At 23.7% G+C, this 14792-nt stretch carries 11 protein-coding genes; 8 read left to right on the top strand and 3 right to left on the bottom strand.

Annotation, left to right across the window (positions count from 1 at the left end; translation table 11 throughout):
* Positions 1-2: 2 nt before the first annotated feature.
* The 7 genes from IGS63_RS06720 (at position 3) to IGS63_RS06690 (ending at position 9941) form a co-directional block, all read left to right on the top strand.
* Entirely contained in the window at positions 3-764 is a 762-nt protein-coding gene (locus tag IGS63_RS06720; protein ID WP_190613563.1) for an outer membrane lipoprotein-sorting protein, read from the top strand.
* A gap of 13 nt (positions 765-777) precedes the next feature.
* The gene (locus IGS63_RS06715; protein WP_190613561.1) at positions 778-2388 is read left to right on the top strand and encodes a hypothetical protein; all 1611 of its coding nucleotides are present in this window, start codon (positions 778-780) and stop codon (positions 2386-2388) included.
* A 270-nt stretch (positions 2389-2658) separates the two neighbouring features.
* Positions 2659-4194, top strand: a complete 1536-nt coding sequence (locus IGS63_RS06710) for an ATP-binding protein (RefSeq protein WP_190613558.1) — start codon at positions 2659-2661, stop codon at positions 4192-4194.
* A 577-nt stretch (positions 4195-4771) separates the two neighbouring features.
* Positions 4772-5056 (top strand): PqqD family peptide modification chaperone, encoded by a 285-nt coding sequence (locus tag IGS63_RS06705; RefSeq protein WP_190613556.1) that lies wholly within the window; start codon positions 4772-4774, stop codon positions 5054-5056.
* Positions 5056-6096, top strand: coding sequence for a radical SAM/SPASM domain-containing protein (locus IGS63_RS06700; protein ID WP_190613555.1), 1041 nt, complete (start codon positions 5056-5058; stop codon positions 6094-6096). The genes IGS63_RS06705 and IGS63_RS06700 overlap by 1 nt, the downstream gene beginning before the upstream one ends.
* A gap of 289 nt (positions 6097-6385) precedes the next feature.
* Positions 6386-8164, top strand: coding sequence for an ABC transporter ATP-binding protein (locus IGS63_RS06695; RefSeq protein ID WP_190613553.1), 1779 nt, complete (start codon positions 6386-6388; stop codon positions 8162-8164).
* Positions 8133-9941, top strand: coding sequence for an ABC transporter ATP-binding protein (locus IGS63_RS06690; protein WP_190613551.1), 1809 nt, complete (start codon positions 8133-8135; stop codon positions 9939-9941). Before IGS63_RS06695 ends, IGS63_RS06690 begins: the two co-directional genes overlap by 32 nt.
* Before the next feature lie 206 nt (positions 9942-10147).
* Here the strand turns inward: IGS63_RS06690 and IGS63_RS06685 are convergent, their stop codons facing one another.
* Positions 10148-10621: a YkvA family protein gene (locus tag IGS63_RS06685; RefSeq protein WP_190613548.1), complete on the bottom strand. Its 474-nt coding sequence runs from the start codon at positions 10619-10621 to the stop codon at positions 10148-10150.
* Between the two features lie 167 nt (positions 10622-10788).
* Here IGS63_RS06685 and mnmG point away from each other — a divergent pair, with 167 nt between their 5' ends.
* Positions 10789-12645, top strand: coding sequence for a tRNA uridine-5-carboxymethylaminomethyl(34) synthesis enzyme MnmG (gene mnmG / locus IGS63_RS06680; RefSeq protein ID WP_190613546.1), 1857 nt, complete (start codon positions 10789-10791; stop codon positions 12643-12645).
* A gap of 21 nt (positions 12646-12666) precedes the next feature.
* Here the strand turns inward: mnmG and IGS63_RS06675 are convergent, their stop codons facing one another.
* Together IGS63_RS06675 and IGS63_RS06670 are read right to left on the bottom strand one after the other, a co-directional pair.
* A complete protein-coding gene (locus IGS63_RS06675; protein ID WP_190613544.1) occupies positions 12667-13791 on the bottom strand; it encodes a hypothetical protein in 1125 nt (374 codons plus the stop codon).
* A gap of 81 nt (positions 13792-13872) precedes the next feature.
* The gene (locus IGS63_RS06670) at positions 13873-14661 is read right to left on the bottom strand and encodes a hypothetical protein (RefSeq protein ID WP_190613542.1); all 789 of its coding nucleotides are present in this window, start codon (positions 14659-14661) and stop codon (positions 13873-13875) included.
* Positions 14662-14792 lie beyond the last annotated feature (131 nt).

Here is a 14792-nt window from a genome sequence, read left to right as displayed (position 1 = left end):
AAATGAAAAAAGTAGTTTTAACTCTATCATTATTATTAGTTTTGGCAGTATCTATGTTTTCAATTACAGGAAAAGAAGTATTAGACAAGGTAAAAGATGTACACGATAACTTTAAAAATGAAAAATCATTAGTTTCAATGAACTTAGTTGATGCAAATGGAAACTCAAGAGAAAGAATTTTTGATATGTACTTAATGAAAAAAGGTGAAGATACATTAGCAATGGTAAGATTTAATAAACCATCAGAAGTTAAAAGAATAACTCTTTTAACTTTATCAGATGATGAAATTTATCTTTATATGCCAGCATACAGAAAAACAAAAAGAATATCTGGTGGAGCAAAAAATGGTAATTTCGTTGGTTCTGATTTGAAGTTCAGTGATATATCTCTTCTTTATAATGAACAATCTGGATCTTATAAAGCAAATTTGTTAGAAGAAAAAGATAAAATGTATAAAGTTGAAATACTTCCTGAAGATAAAGATTCTGATTATGGAAGAATAGTTGCAGAAATTCAAAAAGAAAATATGTTAATAACGAAAGTAGAATTTTATAATTTAAAAAACGAACATATAAAAACAATGGTATTTTCAAATATAAAAAACTTTGATGGACATGTACTTGCAACTCATATAGAATTAAAAGATTTAAAAGCAAAACATTCAACAATACTCGATATAAAAACAGTAGATTTTGATCTACCATTTACAGCAAAATTCTTTAACAAAATGAGTATTTCAAAACCAGTATTAAAATATAGATGAGGAGGAAAAGAATATGAAAAAAATAGTATCTTTAATATTAGTATTGACTTCAGTTCTTGTTATGTTTGGTTTTAATGGTGACTTAGAATATCTTTATGGCTATGATATTTCAAAAGATGCTTCAACATCATTTCAAGGAATTAAATCTAATATAGTATTAGAAAATGATACAGGAAACATTTATTATAAACTTTCAATGGATTTCTTTTCATTGAATGCAGGTAAAATTCCATCGGATTTAAATGTAACTTCAAATATTCCAGAAGAATTAAAACCATTTGCATCTTTAACTAACTATGGTGTTCCAGCAGTACCATACTTTTTATACAATATAAATGAAGCATTTGCAGATATATATACAGATAATTTTACAATAAGAGCAGGAAGATTCGTACCTCAAAGTGGAAGTTCAACTTTTTATAGTCCATCTGTATTGATTGCTGAAAAAGATATGATAAATCCATTTGAAACAATGAAAACTATGGCAATAGATGGTGCTATGATCAGTGGAGATATTGGAGATATAAATGCAAACTTAATTATTGCCCCAAAAACATACGATGATATTCCATCATTATACTATCCAGTAATTACAGAAAAAACAGTAACAGAATTCAATACAACTGTTTCTGAAGAATTTTCAAAAGAAATAGCAAGTACAGTGAAAGAAAGTATTTTATATACATTAAATGCAAATAATGCAACAAAACCATTAGCTTCATTACCAATAAACGTAAATATAGATGCAAAATATAATATGAACAATGAAGAATATTCAAATGAAGATGTAGATAAACTTGCTTTTGAAAATATGAATGCAGGTTCTGTTCTATCAACAAACATAATGGGATTCGATGTAAGAGCAGGTTTTGTTCATGATCATTATCATTTCATAGTTCCTGAAACTGTTAACTTTGGAAAAATTTATTTTGATTCAAATGCATTGAATACAACTGTTGGAGCAACAGTAAATTATCAAGCTGGTTTAATAAGTCAAGGAAAAGCAAATTCATTCAATATAAATGAAGATGTATCATTAATAAATGCCGATTCTGCAACAGTAACAAATTATAGACCATATAGAAACTCATTTACATTTGATTTACAAGGTGTTTCAAACTTTATAGATTCTATAAGTTATCATGCAGAAGGTGCCGTTGTAGTACCAGAAAAAACAACAATAAAATTAAATTATGAAACACCAGATAAAGATGGAAAATTTGTAAAAAATACAGCTGACGCTACTATTTTCAATGATGTTTATGTAAAAACAGTAGCAGGATTAGAATATACACAAGGAGAAGACTTAACAATTGGAGCAGAATTTTTCAATGGCCTTCCAAATGAAGAATTTAAAGATAAATTATCAATTGGTGGAGATATGTATATAAAAGCAAAAATATCAAACATTTCATTTGAAGGTTTAGGTTTAGTTGCATTTTCAAAAATAAATGATAAGTATGAACCAGGTTATAATGGAATTGCAAAAATTTCTTATAAAGGAATAGATAACTTTGAACCAACACTTTCAATAAACTATGCATATGCAGAAAATTCAGATCACACATTAAAAGCTATGGAAAAATTAAATAATGTAGGCTTTATGTTAAAAGTTTTCTTTTAAACTCTAACCCAATCCTCACTTTATATAAAGTGAGGATTTTTTTGTTTTTTTAAACCAGAAATCATTGGTGAATATAAATGCAAATAAAATTTTAAACTTATAAAAAAGATGAAAAAATTGGTATAGTATATGCACTTTTTTAAGTTCATTTGATAAAATTTCATAAAATAACAATAAGTATTATTGTCTTTGTTTTGAATATTCTATTCAAAAATAAAAAATGAATTTAATAAAAAGCATATGGTATAATAAAAGTTAGAGGTGATAAAAATGAAAAAACTACCAATAGGAATACAAGACTATAAAAAAATAAAAGAAGGTAATTATACATATATAGATAAAACAAAGTATATATTAGATTTAATAAGTTCAGAAGCGCCAATCTTTTTATCCAGGCCGAGAAGATTTGGAAAGAGTTTAACGATATCAACACTGTACTATCTATTTAAAGGAGAAAAAGACTTATTTAAAGGAACATACATATACGACAAATGGGAGTTCAAAGAGTATCCAGTAATAAGGATAAGTTTATTGGATACAACAAATGATACAGAAGAAGAATTAAAAGATGGATTATTGAGAATAATAAAAAGAGAAGCAAGAAAGTATGGAATAAAAATAGAAAGTGACCATTATAAATATGCTTTTGATGAATTAATATTTGAACTATCAAGAAAAGAAAGAGTAGTAATATTAGTAGATGAATATGAAAAACCAATATTAGACAATATAAACAATAAAGAAAAAGCAGAAAAGTATAGAGAAATATTGAGAAATTTTTATGTTAGTATAAAATCAAATGATGAATACATAAAGTTTGTATTCATGACAGGAATAACAAAGTTCACAAAAACAGGAGTATTTTCTGCATTGAACAACTTAAATGATATATCATTGAATAAAAAATACGCGCAGATATTGGGATACACACAAGAAGAGTTAGAAAGAAACTTTAAAGAACACATAAAAGAAACAGCACTTGAAATGAATATGAAAGAAAAAGAGTTATTAAAAAACTTAAAGATGTACTACAATGGATTTTCATTTGATGGAGAAAGTAGTGTATACAATCCATTTTCAATATTAAGATTTTTTAATGAAAGAAAGTTTCAAAACTATTGGTTTGAAAGTGGATCGCCATCATTTTTATATGAATACATAAAAGGGAAGAAGATAAGATATGAAGACTTAGTGAAGTATCCAGTGAGCGAACTCGATTTTTCAACACGAGAAATAGAAGAAGCAAATGCAAGTATATTCTTTACACAATCAGGATACTTAACCTTTAAAGGGAAAGAACAATATGGAATGGAATATGAATATTTATTAGATTATCCAAATATAGAAGTAAAGAATAGCTTTTCAAAGATAATATTAGAAGCGAACTATGAACTTGAAAGAGGAAAAATAAAAGAAATAAATAAAACGATATGGAAAGCAATAAGAGAAAAAGACATGGAAGGAATAATAAAAGAAATAAAAAGAATAATAAGTGCAATCCCATACAACTTGCATAAAAAAGAAGAAAGTTACTATCATTCATTGATATACACAATACTAGCATCAGCAGGACTGAACGTAACAGCAGAAGAGTTAACGAACTTAGGAAGAAGCGATATAGTAATAGAGGAAGACGTCATATACATAATGGAAATAAAGATAGACAAGAGTGCAGAAAAAGCCTTAAATCAAATAAAAGAAATGAAGTACTATGAAAAATACAAAGGAAAAGAAATTTATATAATAGGAATAAACATAAACTCAGAAAAAAGAAACATAGACGAATACAAAATAGAAAAAATATAATCCCAGCGGGTGCTGGGATTATATTTTTATAAAAACTCATAAAAAGCGTGAAAATAATGATGGGAAATAGTGAAAAAATAAAACACCGAAATTTTTGATATTAATATTTCATCAATAATAAAAAATTAAATCAGAATATTTATAAAAAATAAATATTTAACAGAATTTCACAAACTTTTATAATAAAAATGATTAATAATAACATTATAAAAAATATAAAATTCAAATTCACAAATACTAATAGTTAATATAAAATTAATAACACAAAAAAATAAAATAAACGATATAAATTAATCAAAAAAACATTATATTTAGGTAAAAATATTAATTAGTACACTAAAAATAGTTGATTTTTTTGATATAATGTTTATGTAAGCAAAGGAAAAACGATTAATTAATTTATCGAATTAAAATAAAAATTATAATATTAAAATATTTGTGTGCACAAATAAAAATACAAATTAGAGTGAGAAACAGAATCACTATAGTTTAATAATAACTCAAAGTTAGAATGTTTTTTTAAACTTTCATCAATTTTATTAACTATATGAAAACATTATACACGAGGAGGAAATATATGGATAAGGATTTATTAAAAAAAGAAATAAAAATTTCTAAATGGATTTCATGGCAAAATTATGATGATTTTGTTTATATAATTGACGAAAGGACAAAATTTAATATTTTATTAGAAGGCGTTGCGGTTTATTTTTGGAAATATTTAGTAATTTTAAAAAGCGTTCCTAAATTATTAGAAACATTAAAAAATAAATTTTATTCTACTTCATCTGATACTATTAGCAAAGATTTAAAAAAATTTATTAATGATCTTGTTATTCAAGAAGTTATTGAGGTAATATGATGATAATTGATAATACTTTTTCTTTTCAGACGATTGTAAAAAACGCTTATAAAAGGAGAATTCCATTAATTGCAACTATTGAACTTTTGACATTGTGTAATTTAAAATGTTTACATTGTTATATTCCAAAACATGATAATAAAGGTCTAGAATATTCATTTATTCTTGATTTATTTGAAGAATTAAAAAAATTAGGTACATTAGAAACAATATTAACAGGTGGAGAAATCTTTTTACATCCTGATATTATGGAAATTATAAAAAAAGCGAGAGAAATGGGTTTTCGTGTAACATTATTAAGTAATGCAACACTTATTAATGATTCTCAAATTGAACAGCTTTCAAAATTATATATTACTGAATTTTCCACAACAATATTTTCATTAAATGAAGAAATTAATGACAAAATTACAGGAGTAAAAGGATCATTAAAAAAAATATTATCAAATATTATGAAAATGAAAAATAAAGGAATAAGTTTAGAAATAAAAACTCCTATAATGCAACAAAATAAATATTCATATAAATATTTACAAGAATTTTGTAATATAAATGATTTTTTATATTCCCCAAATCCAACAATAATGTCAAAAATAAATGGAGATTCTTCTCCTAAAGATAATTCTTTAGATTTTAATGATTTAATAGAATTTAATAAAAATTTTAACTTGAATATAAATGTTAACAGAAAAAACTTAAAAGATAAAAAAAATTTAGATGATGTTTGTCCAAATACAAGATATAGCTTATATATAGATTCAAATAAAAATGTTTATCCTTGTAATTCATTTTTATATAAAGTTGGTGATTTGAAAAAGCAATCTTTAAAGGATATTTGGTATAATTCTTCAGATCTTAAATTTATATATAATTTAACAAATAAAGAATTAGAAGAATGTAAGAATTGTGATCTTGAAAATATTTGTAATAGATGTCCTGGTTTGGCTTATTCAGAAGATAATGATTTATTTGGTTGTTCATCAATAAATAAACAAAATGCTAAAGCATTAAAATATATTATTGATTCTGAAAGGAGATAGAAAAATGGATTATAAAGAACCTATTGTAAAAGTATCAAAAGTAGTTATAGAAATTGATGGCTGTGGAAAAGGAACATGTAACGGAAAGAGTCGTAGTGTTTTTTGTAATTAGTACATTATAACCTACAGGTGTTACCTGTAGGTTACAGTAATTTAATGAAATTAATTCCTAAGCATAGAAATAAAAAAGTCTATTTATCAGATTCTTAATGAATATTATATAAAAATTTTTTTATTTCTATGTATTTTTAAGTATTCATTTAGCATATTTTTAGAAGGAGAAAAAATAATGAATAAAATAAAATTAATTATAAAATATATATTGTATTCTTTAAAAAATGCGCCTCTGATATTTAGTGTATATAGTATTATTGAAGTAATTAATTATATGACGCCAGCCATAAAAATACTTGTGGTAGCTTATTTTATTGATGCTGCACAAGTTATTATAAAAACTAAAACTATAAACTCTAACTTTATTTATATTTCAATATTATTTTTTGTGTTATTTTTTATAAATTATTTAATAAATTTAATATCAAAAGAACTTTATGTAAGATTGTCTAAAAGGGTAGATTTTAAATTTGAAGGAGACATTATAAAAAAAAGTTCAAAATTAAAGTATGAAGTTCTTGAAAATCATGAAAATTATGAATTAATTGAAAGAATTTATGAAAATTCTGAAAATGCTATAACTTCTGCTTTAGAAGAAATAAGTTCTTTTTTTAAAATAATAGTTGAAATATTTTCTATATCAATAATAATATTAGAGAGTAGTATATTAATTAGTTCAATAGTGTTTATATTGCTAATATTTATGGCAGTAGTAGCATATTATAGTGGAGAAAAAGAATATGATTCATACACAAAATCAATGAAGTTTTTTAGAAGAGCAAAAGTATATGATACAATGTTGAATTCCGAAGAAATGGTTGATGAAAGAGTATTATTTAATTATGGAAATGAAATAGCAAATGAATTTGAAAATTTATATGAAAAAGGAAGAAAAATTGATATAAAAATTACTTTAAAAAATATTGCAAAAATAAAAGGGTTAAGTTTTTTAATGTCATTGTTAGCATTTGGTATCTCAGCAAGTTTACTTTATATTCTAACTTTTGGAAAAATAACTTCAGGTATGTTTATAAGTATTACTGGTGCAGTATTTAATTTAATTCATCCAATGTCATGGACATTTTCTAATATAGTAAAAGATATAATAAAAAGAATAAATTATATGAAAGATTTTGAGAATTTTATGAAATTTCCTGAAGTGAGAAGAAAAAATAGTATCAAAAAAATAAACAAAAAAGATGTAGAAAAAATAGAGTTTAAAAATGTATCTTTTAAGTATCCAAATTCAAATAAATGGATTTTAAAAAATTTAAATTTTGTATTAGAAAAAGGAAAAACATATGCTTTTGTCGGAGAAAATGGAGCAGGAAAAACAACAATTATAAAGTTAATGCTTGGATTGTATGAAGATTATGAAGGTGAGATACTAATAAATGGAAAAAATCAAAAAAATCTATCATTAGAAGAATGGTATGAATATTTTTCTGTTGTTTATCAGGATTATGTAAGGTATTCCATTTCATTTGAAGAAAATATAAAAATGAAAGATATAAAAAAATGTGATGATAAATTGTTTGACGAAGTAATAAAAATAAGTGAAGTTAAAGAAGTTATAGAAAAATTACCTGAAAAAGAAAAAACAGTATTAGGTTATATAGAAAGTAAAGGGAACAATCTTTCAGAAGGACAATGGCAAAAAGTTGCTATAGCAAGGGCTTTGTATAGAAACGCTCCAATACAAATATTTGATGAACCAACAGCAGCACTTGATCCTATTTCTGAAAGAAGTATATTTGAAAAATTTTTTTCAGTACCTTTTAAATCAATGAAAATTTTAATTACACACAGATTGGGAGGAGTAAAATATACAGATATAGTGCTTGTTTTTTCAAATGGTGAAGTTATTGAAAGAGGAACTCATAATGAACTATTAGATAAAAGAGGAGTTTATTATAAAATGTATGAAAAACAAAGAAGATGGTATGGTGAATAAAAAAAAAATAAATATCTTTCATGTTTTTGTAGATATTATTAAAATATCACCAATAAAATTTTTTTCACAGTATTTTTTTTCAGTATTAGATGCAATATTCTTAGGGCTTACAACATATCAGATGCAAAAAGTTTTTGATAGTGTTATTGGAATAAACAATAAAAATTTGAAAAATATTATCGTAGAACTCATATATTTAACGGTTTTTATTATTATATCAGAAGTATCAAGTGGAATATCTGAATACTTTGGGGAATATTATCACGATATGACCTTAAAAACACTTTTAAAAAATTTAAACTTAAAAATTGCAAAAATATCACCAAATTTTTTTAACAACTCTGAAAATAGAGATTTTGTAAATTCTGCCATTGTAGGAGCAAAATCTGTACGTAGGGTTTTAAATGTAATTATGGATTTGTTGTTTTTATACTTACCATACTATTTATTTATAGAAATTTATTTGGTTTCTTTAAATCCTATTTTAGGAATAAGTATGTTGTTTATATTTTTTCCAGTATTATTTTCACAAATAATAAAAAAAAGTTATTATGAAAAACTTGAAGAAAATCATGCTCCATTAAGAAGGAAAAAAAATATATATTCTTCATACATAAAAAATAAAAATTACTTAAAAGAAACAAGAACACTAAATGCAATTAATTATATATTCAAACTTTTTAATAAAACATCCAATGAGTACCATAATTTGAGATTAATTTATCAAAAAAAAGTAAATAAAATAGATTCAATATCAAAATTAATGACTATTATTGGTTATATTGGAGTTCTTGGATTAACTATATATTTAATTATGAAAAATGAAATTACAATAGGTACTTTTGCAGCAGTATATATCTCTCTTTCAAATCTTTTTGGACTAATGGAAGAAATATTTGAATATAGATTGGGAGATAGTATTGCAGTATATGGAAAAGTAAAAAAATATATAAATTTTTTAAATTTAATTGAGAATTCTAAAAAAAATAAAAGATTAAAAAATATTGTTGAAGAAATAAAAAGTATTGAATTAAAGAATGTATCTTTTACATATCCAACGGGAAAAGAAGCAATTAAAAATATTAATTTAAAAATAAAAAAAGGAGATAGAATAGCAGTTATTGGAAAAAATGGGGCAGGAAAAACAACTCTTTCAAAATTAATATTAGGATTGTACAAACCAACAAGTGGTGAAATATGTTATAATGAAGTTCCTTCATCATTGTTATCATTAAAATCAATAAGGAATAAAGGAACTGCTGTATTTCAAAAATTTAATAGATATAAAATAACTTTAAAAGAAAATATTGCTATTAGTAATATTAAAAATAAAAATGAAGAAGATAAAATAGAAGATATTTTGAATTCTGTTGGTATAAATTCTTTAGATAAAAAGTTTATTAAAGGATTAAATACAGTATTATCAAAGGAATTTGAAGGTACAGAACTTTCTGGAGGGCAGTGGCAAAAAGTTGCTATAGCAAGAGGAATCTTTAAAAATTATGATATCATAGTTCTTGATGAACCAACAGCAGCACTTGATCCCATTTCTGAAAATGAATTATATGAAAAATTTGAAGAAATAAGCAAAAATAAAATAGCGATAATAATAACACATAGATTAGCTTCTATAAAGTATTGTAATAAAATAATAATTATGGATAATAAAAAAATAGTTGATGTGGGAGAGCACAGTGAATTATTAAAAAATTCGGTATATTACAAAAAATTATGGTATTCACAATCAGAGTTATATGAAAAATGTGATAGAATATAATACTTTATGTAAAAACTCTTCTTTAAATGGTTAAAAAATAAAAAAGACATAGTCCCAGTAATACTGGGATTTTTTTTATAAAAAATAATTATAATAATTTTAATTTTAGAAATAAAATTCAATATTTATTTGAAATAAATTTAAATAACAATACTAAGCCAAAAAAAACAATTAAAAAAATAAATATATTCATAAAATACCTCCCACTATTTAAATATTTTTTTTAATAAATCAAAAATTCCTGAACCTATTAACTCATTGGCAGACTTTAAAATTTTTTGAATTGTTGGGAGAATTTTTTCTTCGCCAAGCCAATATTTTTCAATTAATTCTTGAGGAACATCATTTAATAAGCTATTTAAAATTAAAACGGTAGCAACAATATCATCTAAATATCCAATAGGACCAAGTAAACTTTCTGGCATAAAGTCTACTGGAAGTATAAAATAGGTTAAACCTAAAATTGCTTTAGCTTTTTGTTTTATTGGAACATTATTGTCTAAAGATAGCTTCCAAAGCACATAAAACAAATCTGGCGCTAACATAATTGTATTTAATAATTTATTTTTTTTACCATCCCTTTTAGCCCATTTAAAAATTTGCTCTCTTATTTTTTCATAAAAATCTTTTTTTGAAACATGTTCATATTTTTTTATTTCTTTATCAAAATCAAATTTCATAAAATTTCCCCTTCTTCAAAAAATTTTATTCATATTAAAATTATACTATAATAAAATAAATAATTTTCATGATATCAATTAATTTCACTGATAATTAATTGTAATATCAATGAATTTTTTTAATTATATAATATAGGGAATAAAAAAAGTATAGTTGGGAGGAAAAAATGAACTTTAATGAAATTTATGACATTATAGTGGTAGGAGCAGGTCATGCTGGTATAGAAGCAGGTCATGCTGCTGCAAAACTTGGAATGAAAACACTTCTTTTAAATATAAATTTAGATACAGTTGGATGGGCACCTTGTAATCCAGCAATAGGAGGGCCAGCTAAAGGTGTTGTTACAAGAGAAATTGATGTACTTGGAGGAGTTCAAGCAAAGGTTACAGATAAAGCAGCAATAAATATAAGAATGCTAAATACAAGTAAGGGAATTGCGGTTAGAGCTTTAAGGGCACAAATTGATAAATACAAATATTCAAGAGAAATGAAAAAAATACTTGAAAACACGAAAAATCTTACGCTTAGATATGGAATTGCATCTAAAGTAATAGTTGATAAAAATAAAGTAATTGGTATTGAAACTGAATTAGGAATAAAATATGGAGCAAAAGCAGTTATATTAACAACTGGAACTTATTTAAAAGGTAAAATTTTTGTTGGTAGAAATACATTTGAAGCAGGAAGAATGGGTGATTTACCAAGTAATTCTTTAAGTAATTCTTTAAGAGAATTAGGACTTGAAATTGGAAGATTTAAAACGGGAACTCCTGCACGAGTTAGAAAAAATAGTATAGATTTTTCAAAATTTGAAATTCAAAATACATCAACTGATCCCATGGCTTTTTCCTATTTTACAGAACCAAAGATATTGAGTAATGATTATCCTTGTTACTTATCAAGAACAAATTTAAATACACATGATACTATAAGAAATTATATAGAATTTTCACCACTTTATGGAGATGTAAAATTAATTGAGAGTAAGGGTCCAAGATATTGCCCATCAATTGAGGATAAGGTTATGAAGTTTGGAAAAAACTCTCATCAAATATTTATTGAACCAGAGTCAAAAGATTCAGATGAATATTATATAAATGGTTTAAGTACAAGTTTACCCTATGAAGCACAAATAAAAATGATAAGAAGTATTCCTGGATTAGAAAATGCCGTAATAGAAAGACCCGCATATGCAGTTGAATATGATTATGTAAATCCTTTAGAATTAAAAGCAACTCTTGAAACAAGAAAAATAGAAGGATTATATCTTGCTGGACAAATAAATGGAACAAGTGGTTATGAAGAAGCAGCTGGGCAAGGATTGATTGCTGGTATTAATTCAGTATTAAAATTAAAAAATAAAGATCCATTTATTTTGAGTAGAAATGAATCATATATAGGAATTTTAATAGATGATTTAATTACTAAAGGAGTAGATGAACCTTATAGACTATTAACTTCAAGAGCAGAATATAGATTATTATTAAGACATGATAACGCACATTTAAGACTTGCAAAATATGGATATAAACTTGGATTAATCTCAGAAGAATTTTATAATAAAGTATTGAACTTAGAAAATAAAATAAAATACAATGTTGATAGATTAAAAAAATTAAATTTAAAAGAAGAAGAAATAAATCCAATATTAAAACAAAAAAATTCTTCTTTAATAAAAGCAACTACAAAATTTGGAGATATTTTAAAAAGACCAGAAATAAGGTATGAAGATTTAAAAGAATTGGATAATGAAGTAATTGAGGATAAAGAATTGGTAGAACAAGTTGAAATAGAGTTAAAGTATGAAGGATATTTTAAAAAAATGATCGATGAAATAAACAAGATTAAAAAATTAGAAAATGAAAAAATTCCAGAAAATATAAATTATGATGAAATAAATAATTTAGCATTTGAAGCAAGAGAAAAATTAAAAAAGGTAAGACCAATATCTTTAGGTCAAGCAAGTAGAATACCTGGTATAAATCCATCTGATATAATAAATTTATCTGTATATATAAAATAAAAATGCGGTATAACCGCATTTTTATTTTATTTCATATTTTAAAATTAATATATCTCTATCTTTTTTATCAGAAGTAGTATAACCAGAAATATACAAGAAATTATCTTTTATATCCATTGAATAAGCAACATCATTATTTTTTCCACCAAATAAATAATGATTTAATTCATTTCCATCGGAATCATATTCTAGTAATAATACATCTTTATTTTTTATTGTTTTTGATTCATAACCAACAACATATATATTTCCATTTTTAGCAATTTTTACAGAATAAGCATGTGTTGAAAGTCCATTTCCAAAATTCTTTTCCCATATTATTTGTCCATCTTTTGATAATTTTACAAGATATGTATCTGACCAACCCTTATCCCATGATCCATTATAACCAACTGCAATATATCCATCATTTGTTTCCTTAACTTCAAAACCTCTTGCATAATCTTTACCTGTAAATATTTTATTCCAAATTACTTCGCCATTCATATTAACCTTAGCTAAATAGAACTTTGTTCTTCCTTCAAAAAAGTCAACAACAACTCCTGATATTATAAAGTTATTATCTGATGTTTTTTCAATACTTAAAGGTTTTACATCTGCTCCATTTTTATAAAATGGAAGCCATTTTTTCCAAATAACTTTATTAGTTAATTTATCTATTTTTACTAAATTACCTTTCATATTCAAAGTTTTAGGTTCTTGTGAATATCCTAATATGTATATTGCATCTTTAGTATCAATTCCTGCAGTTGCTTTGTCATTTCCCATACTTTTTATAGATAATTCTGAACCATTTAAATTTTTTAAATAATAGTCATAATCATTACCAAATGATTTTGAAGATCCAACAACGTATATATTTTTTTCTAAGCTTTCAAATCCCCACAATGACCAATCAGAAAATGAACCACCTAAAGTGTTTTTTGTAATGTTATCATTTGAATCTAATTTTAAAACTACGATATTTTCATCATAACCTGTTTCATCAGAAGATCCAAATAAATAAACTCCGGAATCAGTAGATTTTACATAATAAATTTGTTGATTTCCTGCTTCGTTTAAAACTTTTTCCCAAACTAAATTAGCATTTGAAAAAGAAAAAGTAGCAAGTATTAGACTCAAAATTATTAAAACCTTTACTTTCATATAGATTTCCCCTCCTTATATTTTTCATTTAAATTATATCACATTTTTTTCTTACTGCAAACTTCTATATTAATAAAATTTTTATTTAATTTTTTTTATATAAAACATAATTATAAAAATAATTAGTAGTAATCCCAAAAAAATAATACTTAATGTATTATCAGATTTTATATATTCAATTAAATAAAAATCTTTATTTTCTTTTTTTAAATTTTTTATGAAAAAAATCAAATTATCTTTTTTATAAATTTTATTACTTAAATCATTTATGTTTAAAAGAGAATAAACTTCATTTATATTATCAAAAAATTTTATATTGGGTTTTAATTTATATGAACTTTTTAAAATAATATATCCTTTGCATTTTTCATGGTTGATTAATTTTTTTCCAACATAAAAAAATAAAGTATCATTATAAATTTTTTCAGAAATATAAGTATCATAATTATTTTTTGTAAGTTCTAATAATGTTTTTGTCAATGTAGTATCTTTTTCTATTGTATCATCAAAAAATGGATATATTAAATTTTTATTTGAACTAAATGCGTATAATAATTCAGTTTTTTTTAAATAAAATTTTGACTTTACATTTTCATCATATATGTTATAAGTTTTAATAAACTTATTTACATTTTCTGAATTAGAATCTAAATGTGATTTTAAAGCTATTAATTCAGTTTTAGATAATTTGTTCAAATAAAAATCCAACGTAGTTATTGCTGAAAAATTATACAATGAACTAGATAAAACATTAGAAATTCTTATCTCTGAATCTAAATAACTTTCAAAATTTTTAAAATCATTTTGAACTACTTCACTTTTAAAAGAACTCAATTTTTCATTATTAAAAACTAATAAAAAAAGAAACAAAAAAGACGTTAAACTAATAATTAAAGTTAGGATACATAGTTTTTTAATGGTAATTCCCTCCAATCAAAATATAATATATAAATATTATAACAAAAAAGACGTGAAAAATCACGTCTTTTATTGTTAATAAG

This window comes from Tepiditoga spiralis (assembly GCF_014701195.1).
Taxonomy (GTDB): domain Bacteria; phylum Thermotogota; class Thermotogae; order Petrotogales; family Petrotogaceae; genus Tepiditoga; species Tepiditoga spiralis.
Note: the sequence above shows the minus strand (reverse complement) of the source record. Positions and strands in the feature narration are given on the sequence as shown.

Coding starts and splice junctions, on each gene's coding strand:
- IGS63_RS06720 (WP_190613563.1), top strand. CDS start 3: ATGAAAAAAGTAGTTTTAACTCTATCATTATTATTAGTTTTGGCAGTA.
- IGS63_RS06715 (WP_190613561.1), top strand. CDS start 778: ATGAAAAAAATAGTATCTTTAATATTAGTATTGACTTCAGTTCTTGTT.
- IGS63_RS06710 (WP_190613558.1), top strand. CDS start 2,659: ATGAAAAAACTACCAATAGGAATACAAGACTATAAAAAAATAAAAGAA.
- IGS63_RS06705 (WP_190613556.1), top strand. CDS start 4,772: ATGGATAAGGATTTATTAAAAAAAGAAATAAAAATTTCTAAATGGATT.
- IGS63_RS06700 (WP_190613555.1), top strand. CDS start 5,056: ATGATAATTGATAATACTTTTTCTTTTCAGACGATTGTAAAAAACGCT.
- IGS63_RS06695 (WP_190613553.1), top strand. CDS start 6,386: ATGAATAAAATAAAATTAATTATAAAATATATATTGTATTCTTTAAAA.
- IGS63_RS06690 (WP_190613551.1), top strand. CDS start 8,133: ATGAAAAACAAAGAAGATGGTATGGTGAATAAAAAAAAAATAAATATC.
- IGS63_RS06685 (WP_190613548.1), bottom strand. CDS start 10,621: ATGAAATTTGATTTTGATAAAGAAATAAAAAAATATGAACATGTTTCA.
- mnmG (WP_190613546.1), top strand. CDS start 10,789: ATGAACTTTAATGAAATTTATGACATTATAGTGGTAGGAGCAGGTCAT.
- IGS63_RS06675 (WP_190613544.1), bottom strand. CDS start 13,791: ATGAAAGTAAAGGTTTTAATAATTTTGAGTCTAATACTTGCTACTTTT.